Origin of the sequence: Billgrantia lactosivorans (assembly GCF_003254665.1) — a bacterium.
In the GTDB taxonomy this organism is placed as follows: Bacteria; Pseudomonadota; Gammaproteobacteria; order Pseudomonadales; family Halomonadaceae; genus Halomonas; species Halomonas lactosivorans.
In genome coordinates this window covers 44,411-61,092 of the sequence record NZ_QHGY01000016.1, presented here as the reverse complement: position 1 = coordinate 61,092, position 16,682 = coordinate 44,411, and the positions used below count along the sequence as shown (strand labels likewise).

At 68.0% G+C, this 16,682-nt stretch carries 15 protein-coding genes and 1 pseudogene; 14 read left to right on the top strand and 2 right to left on the bottom strand.

What is annotated here, in order from left to right:
- The 12 genes and pseudogenes from DIS04_RS18935 to DIS04_RS18880 all read left to right on the top strand — a co-directional run.
- Window positions 1-285, top strand: a pseudogene (locus DIS04_RS18935) (methyl-accepting chemotaxis protein); the annotation flags it as partial.
- Between the two features lie 20 nt (window positions 286-305).
- Window positions 306-1,148, top strand: coding sequence for a CheR family methyltransferase (locus DIS04_RS18930; protein ID WP_111415345.1), 843 nt, complete (start codon window positions 306-308; stop codon window positions 1,146-1,148).
- A gap of 133 nt (window positions 1,149-1,281) precedes the next feature.
- Window positions 1,282-2,343 (top strand): protein-glutamate methylesterase/protein-glutamine glutaminase, encoded by a 1,062-nt coding sequence (locus DIS04_RS18925; protein WP_111415344.1) that lies wholly within the window; start codon window positions 1,282-1,284, stop codon window positions 2,341-2,343.
- A 58-nt stretch (window positions 2,344-2,401) separates the two neighbouring features.
- Window positions 2,402-4,162, top strand: coding sequence for a methyl-accepting chemotaxis protein (locus tag DIS04_RS18920; protein WP_111415343.1), 1,761 nt, complete (start codon window positions 2,402-2,404; stop codon window positions 4,160-4,162).
- 58 nt (window positions 4,163-4,220) lie between these two features.
- Window positions 4,221-4,610 carry a chemotaxis response regulator CheY gene (cheY, locus tag DIS04_RS18915; protein WP_111415342.1) on the top strand — a complete coding sequence of 130 codons (390 nt, stop codon included), beginning with the start codon at window positions 4,221-4,223 and terminating at the stop codon, window positions 4,608-4,610.
- Between the two features lie 39 nt (window positions 4,611-4,649).
- Window positions 4,650-5,342: a protein phosphatase CheZ gene (gene cheZ / locus DIS04_RS18910; RefSeq protein ID WP_111415341.1), complete on the top strand. Its 693-nt coding sequence runs from the start codon at window positions 4,650-4,652 to the stop codon at window positions 5,340-5,342.
- Window positions 5,343-5,509: 167 nt separating this feature from the next.
- A complete protein-coding gene (gene flhB / locus DIS04_RS18905) occupies window positions 5,510-6,706 on the top strand; it encodes a flagellar biosynthesis protein FlhB (protein ID WP_111415340.1) in 1,197 nt (398 codons plus the stop codon).
- Entirely contained in the window at window positions 6,703-8,784 is a 2,082-nt protein-coding gene (gene flhA, locus DIS04_RS18900; protein WP_111415339.1) for a flagellar biosynthesis protein FlhA, read from the top strand. The genes flhB and flhA overlap by 4 nt, the downstream gene beginning before the upstream one ends.
- A gap of 3 nt (window positions 8,785-8,787) precedes the next feature.
- Complete coding sequence (gene flhF / locus DIS04_RS18895) at window positions 8,788-10,998, top strand: flagellar biosynthesis GTPase FlhF (RefSeq protein ID WP_245904624.1); 2,211 nt, start codon at window positions 8,788-8,790, stop codon at window positions 10,996-10,998.
- Complete coding sequence (locus DIS04_RS18890) at window positions 10,999-11,592, top strand: hypothetical protein (protein ID WP_245904622.1); 594 nt, start codon at window positions 10,999-11,001, stop codon at window positions 11,590-11,592.
- On the top strand, window positions 11,589-12,011 hold the full coding sequence (locus DIS04_RS18885) for a flagellar protein FlhE (protein WP_111415337.1): 423 nt from the start codon (window positions 11,589-11,591) through the stop codon (window positions 12,009-12,011). The genes DIS04_RS18890 and DIS04_RS18885 overlap by 4 nt, the downstream gene beginning before the upstream one ends.
- A 56-nt stretch (window positions 12,012-12,067) precedes the next feature.
- Window positions 12,068-12,772, top strand: coding sequence for an RNA polymerase sigma factor FliA (locus DIS04_RS18880; protein ID WP_111415336.1), 705 nt, complete (start codon window positions 12,068-12,070; stop codon window positions 12,770-12,772).
- Here the strand turns inward: DIS04_RS18880 and DIS04_RS18875 are convergent.
- Together DIS04_RS18875 and DIS04_RS18870 are read right to left on the bottom strand one after the other, a co-directional pair.
- Entirely contained in the window at window positions 12,769-13,971 is a 1,203-nt protein-coding gene (locus DIS04_RS18875; RefSeq protein ID WP_111415335.1) for an EAL and HDOD domain-containing protein, read from the bottom strand. The genes DIS04_RS18880 and DIS04_RS18875 overlap by 4 nt on opposite strands.
- An 85-nt stretch (window positions 13,972-14,056) precedes the next feature.
- Entirely contained in the window at window positions 14,057-14,833 is a 777-nt protein-coding gene (locus DIS04_RS18870) for an EAL domain-containing protein (RefSeq protein ID WP_111415334.1), read from the bottom strand.
- 311 nt (window positions 14,834-15,144) lie between these two features.
- On the opposite strand from DIS04_RS18870, the gene DIS04_RS18865 reads away from it, so the two are divergent.
- Entirely contained in the window at window positions 15,145-15,963 is an 819-nt protein-coding gene (locus DIS04_RS18865) for a motility protein A (protein WP_111415333.1), read from the top strand.
- The gene (locus DIS04_RS18860) at window positions 15,956-16,645 is read left to right on the top strand and encodes an OmpA/MotB family protein (protein ID WP_111415332.1); all 690 of its coding nucleotides are present in this window, start codon (window positions 15,956-15,958) and stop codon (window positions 16,643-16,645) included. Before DIS04_RS18865 ends, DIS04_RS18860 begins: the two co-directional genes overlap by 8 nt.
- Window positions 16,646-16,682 lie beyond the last annotated feature (37 nt).

Sequence of the window (16,682 nt, the reverse complement as noted above, 5' to 3'; positions counted from 1 at the left end):
GACCAGGTGACCCAGCAGAATGCCGAGCGCGTGCAGCAGAGCGCACGGGCGGCCAGCGACCTGCAGCGCCAGGCGGAGCTGCTCGACCGGGCGATCCGCGTCTTCCGCCTGCGCGGTGCCGGGCGCGAGACGGTCGTGGCCCAGCAGCAGGAGCGGGACGCGGAAAGTGCCGCCGCGCGTCCACGTTCCGCCACCCCCGCCTTGTCGCATGATCCGCTTCCGCAGAAGCGTGCTCCCGGCAAGTCAAGCAAGGCGACAGCCGACGAAGAGTGGGAAACATTTTGACGAAGCCACTGGGCCCCGGAATGGAACCGGGGCAATGGTCAGGGCTGGGTCACCTCGAGCGTGACCTGGTCCTCACCGACGAGGACTTTACACGGATCCGCCAGCTGATCTATCAGCGCGCGGGCATCGTGCTGGCGGAGCACAAGCGCGAGATGGTCTACAGCCGTCTGGCCAAGCGCCTGCGCCATCACGGCCTGACCCGCTTCAGCGACTACCTGGAAAAGCTCGCTCGCCAGCCCGACGCCAGGGAGTGGGAGGCGTTCACCAACGCCCTGACGACCAACCTCACGGCCTTCTTCCGGGAGATGCACCACTTTCCCCTGCTGGCCGAGCACGTGCGCAACGCCAGCGGGCCGGTTCGCATCTGGAGCGCCGCCGCTTCGACCGGGGAGGAGCCGTACTCGATCGCCATGACCCTGCACGAGAGCCTGGGCCCCCGGGCGTCTGAGGCGCGAGTCGTCGCCACCGACATCGATACCGAGGCGCTGACCCGCGCCCGGGCCGGCGTCTACCCGGTGGAGCAGGTACGCAAGATCGACGAGAGCCGGGTCAGGCGCTTCTTCCAGAAGGGGCGCGGGCAGCACGAGGGGCTGGCCAGGGTGCGCCCGGAGGTGACCTCGATCGTGGAGTTCCAGTCGCTGAACCTGCTGGCACCGCAGTGGCCGATCAAGGGTCCCTTCGATGCCATCTTCTGCCGCAACGTGATGATCTACTTCGACAAGCAGACCCAGGCCCGGATCCTCGAGCGCTTCGCGCCGTTGCTCAAGCCCGACGGCCTGCTGTTCGCCGGGCACTCGGAGAATTTCTCCTACATCAGCAAGGTGTTTCGCCTGCGGGGCCAGACGGTCTACACCCTGGCCTAGGCCACTGTCGGATGCCGGCGAGAGCCGCCGATTTGGGGCGGCAAAGTCTAAAGTTCTCGCCGCTCCCGCCGATGTTCAACGATAAGTAGATGCTTGGGGCGCCAGGGCTCCCCAACGAGACAGGAGACTTGCCTTGGGATCTCACAGGATCAAGGTGCTGTGTGTTGACGACTCGGCACTGATTCGCGACCTGCTGAGCGAGATCATCAACTCGCAGCCGGACATGGAAGTGGTGGCCGTGGCCCCCGACCCGCTAGTGGCACGCGATCTGATCAAGCGCCACAACCCCGACGTGCTGACGCTCGACGTCGAGATGCCGCGCATGGACGGCCTCGATTTCCTCGAGCGCCTGATGCGCCTGCGGCCGATGCCGGTGCTGATGGTCTCGTCGCTGACCCAGGCCGGCTCCGAAATCACCCTGCGGGCCCTGGAGCTGGGGGCGCTGGATTTCGTTGCCAAGCCGTCGCTCGGCATCCGCAACGGCATGCTCGAATACGCCAACGACATCGCCGAGAAGATCCGTGCCGCGGCCAAGTCGCGCCCGCGCCAGGCACGCCAGGCCCAGGCGGCGCCCAGGCCGACCCTGAAGGCGCCGCTGGTATCGAGCGAGAAGCTGATCATCATCGGCGCCTCCACCGGTGGAACCGAGGCGATCCGCGCCGTGCTCGAGCCGTTGCCGGCCAACAGCCCCGCCATCCTGATCACCCAGCACATGCCGGGGGGGTTCACCCGCTCCTTCGCCGAGCGGCTGAATCGGCTGTGCAACATCACCGTGAAGGAGGCCAGCGACGGCGAGCGGGTACTGCCGGGGCATGCCTATATCGCCCCGGGCGATGCGCACCTGAAGCTGGCGCGCAGCGGCGCCAACTACGTCGCCAGGCTCGACGACGGCCCCCCGGTCAATCGCCATCGCCCCTCGGTGGATGTGCTGTTTCATTCGGCGGCCACCCAGGCCGGGCGCAACGCCATCGGGGTGATCCTCACCGGGATGGGCAAGGACGGGGCCGCCGGCCTGCTCGAGATGCGCCAGGCGGGGTCGGCCACCCTGGCCCAGGACGAGGCCAGCTGCGTGGTGTTCGGCATGCCGCGCGAGGCGATCGCCCTGGGGGGCGCTGCCGAGGTGGCCAGCCTGGACGACATTCCCGAGCGCCTGATGGCGCTGGTGGCGGCCTCGGGCCGTGCGCAGCGCGTCTGATCAACATAAAAGAACAAGACGATAGTTATCGTCACCCTACGCAAGGAGCCGCCCGGTAATGAGTCGCCTGATTCGCAACATCAGCATCAACGTTTCCGTGATCGCCGCCCTGGCCAGCTTCGCCGTGCTGATCGGCGTGGTGGCACTGCTCTCGTTCCTGTCGGAGCGCCAGGCGGAGCGCGTCATGACGGACCTCGACCGCATCAATTCCCAGCAGCTCAACGAGGTCAACCGCGCCGATGCCCTGCTCAACGTGGCCCGCGTCAGCCTCGAGATCGCTTCCAACCAGATCATGCTGGGCCGCATGGCGGATGCCAACGAGCAGCTCGATGTCGCCGCGGACCGCCTCGAGCGGGCCGAGGCGCGCCTGAACAGCTTCTCGGCGGCGCCCAGGTCCGACGACTCCCGGGAGCTGGCCCAGCGGCTCGAGGAGCGTTTCACCACGGTGCTCGGCCTGGTTCGAGATCAGCACGTGGCGCTCGACCAGCTCGATACGCCGCAGTTCGGCAGGCTGCGTGAGGAGCTGATCGAGCCCAGCGCCGAGCTTGCCAGCAGCATGACCGAGTTCGTCCATCATGGCTTCAGCAGCAGTCAGGCGATGACGGCGGAGTTCCGCACGCAGGCCGAGCGGTTCGGCCTCATCAAGCTCGGCGCGCTGGTGCTGGCGGCCGTGGTGCTGTTGCTGGTGTATGCCGGCCTGCGCGCCACCGTGATTCGTCCACTGCACTCCGCGGTCAAGCACCTGCAGACCATCGCCAAGGCCGATCTGACCGGCAGGATTCCCGAGGGCAGCCGCAACGAGATCGGCCAGCTGTTCAACGCCATGCGCAACATGCAGCAGAGCCTGACCCGCATCGTCGGCCAGGTGCGCGACAGCAGCGGCTCGATCCACATCGGTACCCGGGAAATCGCCAGCGGCAATACCGACCTGTCGTCGCGTACCGAGCAGCAGGCGGCCTCCCTCCAGGAGACCGCCTCGAGCATGGAGGAGATCACCGCCACGGTGCGCCAGAATGCCGACAACGCGCGCCAGGCCAGCGGGCTGGCCCTGGACGCCTCGACCACCGCCGAGCGTGGCGGCGAAGTGGTGGACCGCGTGGTCAAGACCATGGGAGGCATCTCCGCGAGTTCGCGGAAGATCAGCGACATCACCAGCGTGATCGACTCCATCGCCTTCCAGACCAATATCCTGGCGTTGAACGCCTCGGTGGAAGCGGCGCGGGCCGGCGAGCAGGGGCGCGGTTTCGCCGTGGTGGCCGGCGAGGTGCGCAACCTGGCCAGCCGCAGTGCCACCGCGGCCAAGGAGATCAAGGAGCTGATCGATGGCTCGGTGGCCCAGGTGAAGGAGGGCTCGAGCCTGGCCGAACAGGCCGGCGAGACCATGGACGAGGTGGTCAGGGCGGTACGCCGCGTTACCGACATCATGGACGAGATCTCGGCGGCTTCACAGGAGCAGAGCGATGGCATCGAGCAGGTGAGCCAGGCGGTGGGCCAGATGGACCAGGTCACCCAGCAGAACGCCTCGCTGGTGCAGCAGGCCACCGTTGCCGCTGCCTCGCTCGAAGAACAGGCCAAGCGCCTCGAGCAGGCGGTCGCCGTCTTCCGCCTCGCGGGGGACGCGCAGCCGGCGCCCGGTGCCGGTGCGGCCCAGGCCCCCGCGGGCGCGGCGCCGTCGGCGCAGCGTGGCGGCGTGCGTGCCCTGGCAGGGCCGAACGCCGGGGCTCGCCCCGCCACTCGCCAGGTGGCCGAGGTCGACCCCAAGCCCAGGCGCAAGACCCAGGCAGAGCCCGTTGTCGAGGGTGACTGGGAAGAATTCTGACCCTGACGGCATGCCAACGCCGTCCGTTTACCGTTACCTGAAAGATGAGGAATACCCGATGGCTGACAAGAACATGAGCTTTCTGGTGGTCGATGATTTCCCGACCATGCGCCGGATCGTTCGGAGCCTGCTCAAGGAGCTGGGCTACACCAACGTCGAGGAAGCGGAGGATGGCCAGGAAGCGCTGAGCAAGCTGCGTTCGGGTTCCTTCGAGTTCGTGGTCTCCGATTGGAACATGCCGAACCTCGACGGCCTGGAGATGCTCAAGCAGATTCGCGCCGACGACGCCCTCAAGCAGTTGCCGGTGCTGATGGTCACCGCCGAGGCGAAGAAGGAGAACATCATCGCGGCTGCCCAGGCAGGGGCCAGCGGCTACGTGGTGAAACCGTTCACCGCCGCCACGCTGGAAGAGAAGCTCAACAAGATTTTCGAAAAACTGGGCAAGTGACGCCGGCAGGTGAGTCCCGCTTGCGAAGGAGAGAATGAGATGAGCGCAAACGAGCAGCCTGGCCAGGCTCAACCGACTGGTGCCGCCGGCGAGGAGCTGGTCCAGCGCATCGGACAGCTGACCCGCATGCTGCGGGAAAGCATGCGCGAGCTGGGTCTGGACAAGGAGATCGAGAAGGCGGCCGAGGCGATTCCCGACGCGCGGGATCGCCTGAGCTACGTGGCGACGATGACCGAGCAGGCCGCCGAGCGCGCCCTCAACGCCATCGACCGCGCCCAACCGCTGCAGGACTCGATCAGCAACGGGGCCGAGTCGCTGGACAAGCGCTGGGCCGAGTGGTTCGCCGAACCCAAGGAGCTCGACGAGGCACGCGACCTGGTCAAGCAGACCCGCTCCTACCTGGCCGACGTGCCCGACAAGACGCAGGCGACGCAGAAGGAGCTGCTCGAGATCATGATGGCCCAGGATTTCCAGGACCTGACCGGCCAGGTGATCAAGAAGATGATGGACGTGATCCGCGAGATCGAGCACCAGCTGGTCCAGGTGCTGATCGACAACGTGCCCGAGGAAGTGGCGCGCGAGAACATGCAGCGCAAGGCCAACGACCAGTGGGAGAACGAAGCGCGGCGCAGGGAGGAGGGCCTGCTCAACGGTCCGCAGATCAAGCCGGGAGTCGATGTCGTCACCAACCAGGATCAGGTGGACGATCTCCTCGACCAGCTCGGCTTCTAGGGGCGGGCAGCCGCAAGCGGCTGGCCTGTCTCTTCTTTTACCGCTGCTCACTCTCCCCGCGCCGAGGGTCGTGGCCGATAAGGCTACGATCTTCGGCGCTTTTTGGCGTATCGCCAGTCTGCCGTTGACGCCACAATGGCCACCGTGCGGAGACGTGTACGGGTGCCATGGCCGACGAGAGCAGTGATCAGGAAAAGACCGAAGAGGCCACGCCACGACGCCTGGAGAAGGCGCGCGAGGAAGGCCAGGTCGCCCGTTCCCGCGAGCTGACCACCTTCATGCTGCTGTTGGGCGGCGTGGTGGGCATGTGGTCGATGGGCGCGCTGCTCTACGACCAGCTGGGGCTGGTGATGGAGCAGGCCTTCCTGTTCGAGCGTCGCCAAGCCTTCGAAACCGGTCCCATGCTCAGCAATGTGCTCGACCTGGCGAACTGTACCCTGGTCACCATGCTGCCGCTGTTCCTGTTGCTCACGCTGGTGGCCCTGGTGGCACCGGCCCTGCTGGGAGGCTGGCTGATCTCGGCCAAGTCGCTCAAGCCACAGCTGTCGAAGCTCAACCCGTTCAAGGGGCTGAAGCGCATGTTCGGCACCCAGGCGCTGGTCGAGCTGTTCAAGGCGGTGGCCAAGTCGGTGCTCATCGGCGGGGTCGGCATGGCATACCTTTATTTCAAGCGCGGCGAGTACCTGTCGCTGATGGATCAGCCGACGACCCAGGCGCTGGCCCGCGCGCTGATGATGGCCGCCGAGGCCTGCGGGCTGATGGTGCTGACGCTGCTGGTGGTGATCCTGATCGACGTGCCCTACCAGCTCTGGAGCCATGCCAAGAAGCTGCGCATGTCGAAGGACGAGATCAAGCGCGAGCACAAGGAGTCCGAGGGCGACCCGCACGTCAAGGCGCGGATTCGCTCCCAGCAGCAGGCGATGGCACGAAGCCGCATGATGACCAAGGTGCCGGAGGCCGACGTGATCATCACCAACCCGACCCACTACGCCGTGGCGCTGCAGTACGACGAGAAGCGCATGGGGGCGCCCCGGGTCGTGGCCAAGGGCGCCGACATGGTGGCGGCGCGCATCCGCGAGCTCGGCGAGGCCGCCGGAGTGCCGCTGCTGCAGGCGCCGCCGCTGGCGCGTGCCCTGTATCATCACGTCGACCTCGAACACGAGATTCCACTGGACCTGTATACCGCCGTGGCGGAAGTCCTGGCCTGGGCCTTCCGGCTCAAGCACGTATCACAAGAGGGGGGAGAGGTGCCGCCTACACCCGAGAACTTGCCGATTCCGGAGAGCCTGGCAGTGCCCGCGGCCGATGTGGCCGACGGCAACACTGAGCCGGGGCCGTCCGAGCCCGATGGAGCGCGTCGATGAAGTCCCTGAGCCATCTCATCGGGCGCCGCGACTGGGTCGGCGACGTGCGCATGAAGCTGCTGGCCGGCCCGATCCTGATCATCATGATTCTCGGCATGATGATCGTGCCGCTGCCGCCGTTCGCGCTCGATCTGCTGTTCACCTTCAACATTGCGCTGGCCATCATGGTGCTGCTGGTCAGCATGTTCACCCAGAAACCGCTGGACTTCGCCGCCTTCCCGGCGGTGCTGCTGTTCACCACGCTGCTGCGGCTGTCGCTCAACGTCGCTTCGACGCGGGTGATCCTGATGGAGGGGCACCAGGGCGGTGATTCGGCCGGCAAGGTGATCGAAGCGTTCGGTGAGTTCCTCATCGGCGGCAACTTCGCCGTGGGCCTGGTGGTGTTCCTGATCCTCGTCATCATCAACTTCATGGTCATCACCAAGGGCGCCGGGCGCATCGCCGAGGTAGGCGCGCGCTTCATGCTCGATGCCATGCCCGGCAAGCAGATGGCCATCGATGCCGATCTCAACGCCGGCCTGATTGGCGAGGAGGATGCCCGCAAGCGGCGCTCCGAGGTCGCCCAGGAGGCCGATTTCTACGGCTCCATGGACGGCGCCAGCAAGTTCGTGCGTGGCGACGCCATGGCCGGCCTGGTGATCATGGTGGTCAACGTCATCGGCGGCCTGCTGATCGGCATGCTCCAGCACGGCATGGGGTTCGGCGATGCCGCGAAGACCTATACCCTGATGACCATCGGCGACGGCCTGGTGGCGCAGATTCCCGCGCTGGTCATCTCCACTGCCGCCGGCGTCACGGTGTCGCGCGTCAACACCGAGCAGGACGTCGGCCAGCAGATGATCGGCCAGCTGTTCGTCAACCCCCAGGTCATGGTGCTGGCGGCGCTGGTCATGGGGCTGCTGGGCCTGGTGCCGGGCATGCCCAACATGGTGTTCCTGATCTTCACCGGCCTGCTGGCCGGCCTGGCCTGGATGCTCACCCGCCAGCAGGAGCAGCGCCTGGTGGCGCAGGAGCTCGACACCGAACCGCCACCGACACCCGAGACCCCCGAGGCCAGCTGGGAGGATGTCCAGCTGGTGGATACCCTGGGGCTCGAGGTCGGGCATCGCCTGATCCCGCTGGTCGACCAGCGCCAGGACGGCGAGCTGCTGGGACGCATCAAGAGCGTGCGCAAGAAGTTCGCCCAGGAGGTCGGCTTCCTGCCCGCCGTGGTCCATATTCGCGACAATCTCGAGCTCGGCGCCAACACCTACGTGATCACCCTCAAGGGGGCCGAGATCGGCCGCGCCGAGGCGTTCCCGGGCCAGTGGCTCGCCATCGATCCGGGCCAGGTCACCGGCCAGCTCCAGGGCACGCCGACCACCGATCCGGCCTTCGGCCTGCCGGCCGTGTGGATCGACGGCAGCCAGCGCGAGCACGCCCAGGTCTACGGCTACACCGTGGTCGACGCCGGCACGGTGATCGCCACCCACCTCAACCACCTGCTGCACCGCCACGCGGCCGAGATGCTGGGGCGCCAGGAGGTCCAGAAGCTGCTCGACAAGCTGGGCGAGGAGCAGAAGTCGCTGGTCGAGGACGTGGTGCCCAAGGCGATCAGCCTGACCGTGCTGCAGCGTATCCTGCAGAACCTGCTCGAGGAGGAGGTCTCCATTCGCGACATGCGTACCATCCTCGATACCCTGGCGGAGTATGCCCCCCAGCAGCAGGATCCCAACGAACTGACGGCGCTGGTGCGGATCATGCTGGGCCGTGCGATTACCCAGCAATGGTTCCCCGGACGCGATACGCTGAACGTGATCGGCCTGGACGCCCAGCTCGAGCAGGTCCTGCTGCAGGCGATGAACGGCAACGGGGCGCTCGAGCCCGGCCTGGCCGAGACCCTGATGAGCCAGACCGAGCAGGCCGTCGAACGGCATGAAGCGAGCGGTGAACCGCCGGTGCTGGTGGTGCAGCATAGCCTGCGTCCGCTGCTGGCCCGTTTCCTGCGCCGGCGCATGCGCCACCTGGTGGTCATGTCGCAGGCGGAGATACCCGATGATCGGACGCTGCGTATCGTGACGCTGGTGGGAGGTCGATAAACGATGAGTGTCATGCGTTTCGTGGGCGCCAACAGTCGCGAGGCCATGCGCCAGGTGCGCGCTGCCCTGGGTGACGAGGCCCTGATCCTGGCCAACCGGCACACCGAGCAGGGGGTCGAGATCCTGGCGATGGCCGAATCGGCAGCCGCGGCCGGCGACGCCGGCGAGCCCGAACCGCGGCCCCAGGCGCCGAGCCGCCCCTCGCCGCCCGCCGCACCGGCGAGCCCGGACCCGGCGCAGGCGTTCGAAGCCATGAGCGCGCGGCTGCTCGAGGAGATGCGCGACATGCGCGCCCTGCTGGCGGGCGGTCAGGGCCAGCCGGCAGCGGCCGCCACGCTCTCCGAGCAGCTGCTCGAGACGATGCTGGCGGCCGGTTTCAGCCAGGCGCTGGCCGACGAGGTGGTCTCGGCCCTGCCCGAGGAGCTTGCGGCCGCAGGCGCACTGGACGAGCGCGCCCTGGCGTGGCTGGGGCGCCAGTTGGCCAGGCGCCTGCGCGGCCTGGACGACGAGGCCGCCTTCATGGATCGCACCGGCATCGTGGCGCTGATCGGTCCCACCGGGGTGGGCAAGACCACCACCACGGCCAAGTTGACGGCGCGCTACGTCATGCGCCACGGCACCCGCCCGGTGGCACTGGTGACCACCGACAGCTTCCGAATCGGAGCGCACGAGCAGCTACGCATCTATTCACGGCTGCTCGACGTGCCGATGTACGCGCTCAACGCCGATCAGCCGGTGTCGGAGCTGCTGGGGCGCATGAAGGGCAAGTCGTGGATCATCATCGACACGGTCGGCATGAGCCAGCGCGACCACCGCGTCATCGAGCAGGTCAGCCATCTGCATGGCGGCGACTCGCCGGTGCGCCTGGTGCTGCTGCTGAATGCGGCCAGCCAGCCCGAGACCCTCGAGGAGGTCGTGGTGCGCTATCGCCAGGCGGCCCAGGCGGCCGGCGGCGAGCTCAACGACTGCATCATCACCAAGCAGGACGAGGCCGGGCGGCTGGCCCCCGTGCTCGACATCGTCATGCGTCACGGCCTGCGCCTGCTGTTCGTCTCGCATGGCCAGCGCGTCCCCGAGGACATGGCGCTCGCCGAGCCCGATGCCCTGATCGACCAGGCCCTGGCCGATCGCACGCCGCTGGCCAGGCCGGCCGCGCGCCAGGCGCCGGAGCCGGTCGTGCGCGGTTCCGGCAACCTGCTGGGGCAGGGCCGGCGCCTGGCCTCGGTGCTGCAGGCGTTGCGCCTGCGGCTGCCGGGCTTCGAGCGCCTCGAGGAGGTGTGGAACCTGCTGGGCATGCCCTCCACCATCCAGCAACAGCGTCTCGACCGTCTGCTGGAGGACTACCCCCGCGACGGACAGGCGCTGGGCATGCTGTGGAGCGAGCGCCGCCGGGTGCCGGGGGAGCGCTGGTCGATGCCGGACGTGGCGCTCGGTCCCGAAGGTACCTGGCTGCCGCTGCCGCTACCGCAGCATCGCCAGGTGGCGGGCCAGCGGGCGCGCCTCGAGGCGGCGCAGGCTCGCCATGCCGTCGAGGTCCATCTGCTCAACGGCCTGCCCGACGGCGAGGCGGGCGAGTGGCTCGAGCGTCATGCAGCCAGCTGGTGCAGCCAGGTGCGCGGCAGCCAGCGCGTCGAGCATTCCGGCGAGCGCCGCAGCCTGGCGTCGCTCGATGGCATTGGCGAGTCCGTCGGCGACCTGCGCTGCCGTTTCCGCGGCGCACCATGCCGTCTCGCCCTCGACAGCCTGGCCGTCAGTGTGGCGCTCAAGGGCAGCCGGCGCGACTCGCAGCGCCTGGAGGCACGCGCCTGGCTGGGGGAGCTTCGCGACGAGGAGAGCGGCAAGGTGCTCGGCAGGCGCTACTGGATCGCGCCGGCGCGGCTGGGGCGTGCGCCCAAGGCGCTGCTGCTGACGCTGCTGCAGGGGGATGTACTGCCGCAGCTGGCCCGTCGCGCCTGGCAGCGCCTGGACCCGGCCGAACTCGGCGAGCTTCGCGCGGACCTGCGCCTGCTGATGGCCAGCGGACTGGCCACGGTGGCGGCCCACCTTGACCTCGCCGAGGACGAGGCGGCGATGGATTTGCGCGCGGAACTGCTGGGGCTTGGCGGCGGTCGCCGTCGGCGGCGCGACGTCGCGCTGCTCGACTCGTTGCTACAACTCTTCCTGGTGCGCGATGCGATTCGCCACCTGGGGCTCGGTGAAAGGGAGACAGGCTAGATGGGATGGGACCAGGCCGCAGGGCTGCGCCAGTGGGCAAACGGCGAGGCGCAGGATTGCCCGACACACGTGGCCGAGATGCTGGTCGAGCTGGCCGCCAGCGGCGCCGACGGCGTGCCCGGGCCGCAGGCTGCCGTCCGCCCCGCGGTGGCCGGGCCGGCGGCCCGGGTCGGCGCCACGCCGCCATCGCGTGCGTCCAGCGGTGCTCAGGACAGGACGCTGATGGTGCTGGGCCTGCCGGGCACCGCCGAGCGTCACACCGCCAGGGTAGCCGAGCTGCTGGAGAGCTGGGCCGGCGAAGGGCGGCGCTGGGTCGGCGATCCACGCACCTGGCGCATCGTCGCCCTGTCCGTCAACAGCCCGCACCTGCCGCTGCTGGCCGCTCAGCAGGCCCGCTGGGCACTGTGGGTCGACGACGACCTGGAGGCGTTTCGTCGCGGCTATCGCCAGCTCAAGCAGATCGCCGCGCAGGGCGGGCCGCGCCGCTTGATCGCCGTGCACCCGCCGGGCGTGGGTCGACAGGGCCTATTGGCCAATCTGCAGTACGTGGCGGACGCTTATTTCGACATCGAGCTGCTGGTATTGGCGCGATGATAGGTGGCAGGAGCCGCTGGCTGGCCGGGGGCGCCCTGTGTGCTTGGGCGGCGGGTATCGCGCTCGCCAGCGGCAGCTGGGTCGCCACCGCGCCCTCGCTGCGGGTGGTCTCGGCCGACCGGCCGCTGGCGTCCGCCGCGCTGCTGCCGCCCTCGCCCGAGCTGGCCAGTGGCCAGGTGATGGGGCGAGTCGGCTGGCAGTACCAGCCGCCGGCCGGCAGCGAGGTGGATGCCTGGCTGTGCCATCCGGGCAGCTGCACGCCGCTGTCGGGGCCGCGCGGACAGACCGAGGCCATGGCAGGGCTGCCGGCCGATACGCCACTGCATTTCCAGTTTTCACTGCAGGATCGCCGGCAGCGTGCCGCGACCCTGCAAGGGCTGCAGGTGATCGTCAACCATGAACCCCTGCAACGTCCCTGACCCCTCGAGCGCCCGAGCTGACGCTCGGGGGGATTGTCAGCCGTGAGAGCAAGCGCATGTACACAGCACGAGGCAAGATCGAACAGGCGGACCTGCTGGATGAGTACCTGCCGCTGGTGAGGCGTCAGGCGCTCTCGATGCAGGTCAGGCTACCGTCGAGCATCGAACTCGACGACCTGATCCAGGCCGGCACGGTGGGACTGCTCGAAGCCATGGGCCGCTTCGACGCGACCCAGGGGGCCAGTTTTGCCACCTTCGCCAGCCAGCGAATTCGCGGCGCCATGCTCGACGAGCTGCGCAGCCGCGACTGGCTGCCGCGCAGCGTCAGACGCAACGCCCGCGCGGTCGACGAGGCGGTGCGCCGCCTGGAGCAGACGCTGGGCCGGCCGGCCGAGGAAACCGAGATCGCCGCCGAGCTCGCCATGGGCCTGGAGGAGTATCGCCAGCTGCTCAACGACACCAACAGCGGCCACCTGCTGCCTTTCGAGGCCCTGATGGCAGAGGGGGTCGAGCCCGGCATCGAGGATGCCTCGATCGATACGCCCTACCGCAATCTGATCGACGAGGAGAAGCGCCAGCAGCTGGCCGAGGGCATCGAGGCGCTTCCCGAACGCGAAAAGCTGCTGATGGCGCTCTACTACCAGGAGGAGCTCAACCTCAAGGAGATCGGCGTCGTGCTGGGGGTGACCGAGTCGCGCGTGTGCCAGCTGCACAGTCAGGCGGTGAGCCGGCTCAGGGCACGCCTGACCGTGGAAGGCTAGAGATTTTCCATCAGCGCCTTGGTGCTTGCCAGGGCGTTCATGTAGCAGCCATGTAACCGGTCGGCAGGCACGTCGTCGATGGCTTCCTCGACCTGGCGCTCGTGGTTCTCGCACAGGGTCAGCACCGCGCCGAGCGGCCCCGAGCGGTGCTTGAGGGCGTCGATGATCGGCGGGCCCAGCGGCAATTGCTCGAGCAGCGTGCTGCGGTCCTCCTCCAGCAGCGCATCCATCATCGAGAACAGGCCGGTGGTGAAGGCGTCCTCGGGCTCGAGCGAGGGGAAGGGCGCGGCCAGGTTGCGGCACATGAAGGCTCGGATCAGCGCCATGCGCAGCACGATGCGTGACGAGGGCTGCAGGCTGGCGAGGGTCAGGGTGAGGATCAGCCGGCGCAGCTCGATCAGCCCCAGCAGCTGTACCGCGCGATGCAGGTCGACCTCCTTGCCGCCACGGTGGAAGTAGCTCGAGTTGGCGCGGCGCAGGATGGCCACGTGCAGGTGTGGCACCTGGACCACCAGCTCGTGGAGCCGGTTGAGGTCGTTGTTGTCCTCGTACAGGGCGCGAATCAGGCGGATCTGGGCGGCACGGTTGCCATGGCGCCCCCGCGGAGCCGAGGCGATGAAGCTGGGCTTGGCGAGATAGTGGCCGTGGTAGTAGTCGCAGCCCATCGCCTGGTAGCGCTCCAGCTCTTCGCGGCTGTCGAGATTCTCGACCAGCAGCTTGACGTTGCGCCCGGGCAGGCGTTCCAGGGTCTCGTCGTCGAGGTCCTGGGGCGAGCCGAGCACGATGATGTCGCAGCGGCCGAGCATCGCCTGCAGGTCCTGTTTCAGCAGGCGGGACGACACGATGACGCGGTAGCCGCGCTCGCGGATGTCGTCGAGGCGGGCGAGCAGATCGGCATCGACCGTTTGCGCCTCGGCGATGCCGAGGGCCAGGCGCGGCGCCGGGGTCGGCAGCAGTTCGGGACGCTCGAGCCACTCGAGCGGCAGGTCGACGAACAGCGTCCTGTCACCCAGCAGGCCGCCGTCGCCGAGCTCGTAGACGGCGCTGGCCAGCGCCCGGGCCGTGGCGGCCATGACGTCCTCGGCCTCGGTGTCGGTGTGTCGGGTGTAGACCAGGCGATCCGCCACGTGGTGATGACTGGCGTCGTGAATCGGCTGAAGGGCGATGGTGAAAGGATCGGGGTCCCTTTGCTCAGACATGCGGTTTGGCTCCGTGCTGGCTGTGATGCAGCGGGAAAAAATGTTCTTGATTCAGGCTGTCATGATCGTGATCGAACCGCTTTACCTACAGGGCTTGCCGCAAGGCCGCGAGCGTCGGCTCGAGGCCCGGGGTCAGGCTCTCCAGGCGGGGGCGGGCAAAGAAGAAGCCCTGCTGCAGGGTGATGCCGCTGCGCGCCAGCCACAGCGCTTCCTCGCGGCTCTCCACCCCTTCGGCCACCAGGTCGATGCCGAGCTCCCGGCCCAGGCGGATGATGGCCCGCAGGATGGACTGGCGGCGTGCATCGCTGTCGCAGTGCATCACCAGGGCGCGGTCGATCTTGAGCCGGTCGGGATGCAGCTCCACCAGCAGGTCGAGATTGGCGAAGCCATTGCCGAAGTCGTCCAGCGCGGTGACGAATCCCGTGTTGCGATAGGCTTCGAGGATGTTGCGCAGGTGCTGCTTGTCCTGCACCTTCTCACTCTCGGTCACCTCGAACACCAGCCGCTGGAGCGGCCAGCCGACCTGGGCGGAAATCGCCAGCGTCGCCTGGATGCAGGCCATGGGTTCGTACACCGCATTGGGCAGGAAATTGATCGACAGGTTCTCGCGCATGCCGAGCCGGCTGGCGAGCTCGATGGCGCGGATGCGGCAGGCCTGGTCGAAGCGGTAGAGCAGCCGAGGCGTGACCTGGGCCAGGATGCTGCCCGCCGATTCGCCCGCGGGGCCCCTCACCAGCGCCTCGTAGGCGGCGATGCTGGCCGAGGCGAGATCGACGATCGGCTGGAAGGCCATGGTGAACGCGAACGGCAGCGGCCCCTCGCAGCGTTCGCAGTGTCCGTCCTTCTCGGCACATCGGTGCATGCTTCCTCCTGTCCGGTCGCTGTCGGCCAACGGGTCGTCCCCCTGCGCGTCGTCCACGCTGCAGGCATCGCGCGTTGGCCAGGCGCAGGCGCCCCGCCTGCGCCACCCGCCATGGCCGGCCAGGGTAAGGCCTGCTGCCGACAAGGATCCCATGATTCCGGTATCGGCCGGAGCCGGCGGAACTTTAGCGGGTGCGAAAGAATTGACCTGGGTCAACTCGATGCGCGCCTTTCCCATTTCCGGCTAAAGTGTCCGCCACTCTCGCCGATACTTCCCCTCAGACGCGATGCCCCGTATTTTCAGGAGCTTGAATGAACCCGTCCACCATTATCGGCATGATCGCCAGCATTATCCTGCTGGTCAGCGTGCTGTTCTTCACCGCCGAGTCGCCGCAGAGCTTCATCAACCTGCCGGGCCTTGCCATCGTGCTGGCCGGTACCATGGCGGCCACCTTCATCAGCTACCCGCTCAAGGAGGTGCTGCGCGTCGTGCGCCTGGTGGGCCTGGTGTTCCGCCGCGAGAACACCTACATGCGCGATGACATCAAGGAGCTGGTGGACATCTCGCGGCTGTGGTTCAAGGGCGACGTGCGGGCCGTCGAGGCGGCACTCGAAAAGGCGCGCAATCCTTTCCTGCGGACCGGTATCCAGCTGGTCATCGCCAATACCAAGGAGGAGGAGATCTTCGACCTGCTGCGCTGGCGCATCGCCCGGCTCAAGGCCCGCGAACACGCCGAGGCACAGATCTTCCGCACCATGGCCACCTATGCGCCGGCATTCGGCATGATCGGCACCCTGGTGGGACTGGTCAACATGCTCGAGGTGATGGAGTCCGGCGACCTGCACGTCATCGGCCCGCGCATGGCCGTTGCGCTGCTGACGACGTTCTACGGGATCCTGCTCGCCAACCTGGTGTTCAAGCCCATCGCCGTGAAGCTCGAGCGGCGCACCGAGGAGCGACTGATCGCCATGAACATGGTGCTCGAGGGCATCTCGCTGATCACCAAGCGCCGCCTGCCGTCCTTCATCGAGGAGACGCTCAACTCGTTCGTCGCCAACTACCACGACGAGATCCGCGACCCCGAAGTGGCCAGGCGCGAAGCCCCCGACGGGGAGGCGCAGAATGCTTGATCGCAGCACGCGCGACGTGCTGCATCCCCCCGCCGCCGAGGTCGGTGACGGGGAGGGCTGGCTGATGAGTTACCTGGATGTGCTGACGCTGCTGATCACGCTGTTCGTGCTGCTGCTCTCGCTTGCCGGCAACGGCACGGCCATCCAGGGGAGCCGTGACGGCGGAGAGCCCCGCATGCTGGTCACGCCCCAGGCCGAGGCCGCGGCCCGCATGGTGGCGGGAGCGGGGCTCAAGCCGCGGCATGACGGTCTCCAGCCGCGCTTCCCCGGGCTCAACATCGAAGGAGTGAGCGTGACCGAGGGGCAGCAGGGGATCACCCTGCGTATCGACGACAACCTGCTCTTCGACAGCGGTCGGGCGATCCTCACGGGGCAGGGGCGCCAGGTGCTGAGCCGGCTGCGCGACATCCTGGTGACGTTCGAGGGGGACATCTCGGTGGAAGGTCACACCGACAGCATTCCCATCGCCAGCGCTCGTTTCCCGTCGAACTGGGAACTCTCCTCCGGGCGCGCCATCGCCGTGCTGCGCTACCTGTCCGACCAGGGCCTGCCGGCCGAGCGGCTGCGTGCGGTGGGCTATGCGGCAACCCGGCCACTGGAAAGCAACGAGACCCCCGAGGGGCGGGCCGCCAACCGGCGCGTGGAACTCCTGCTGCATCAGGAGGCGGTGAGCGACAGCTAGTCTCGGCTGGCGCGTTCGCGCCGCAAGCGTGGGGCGC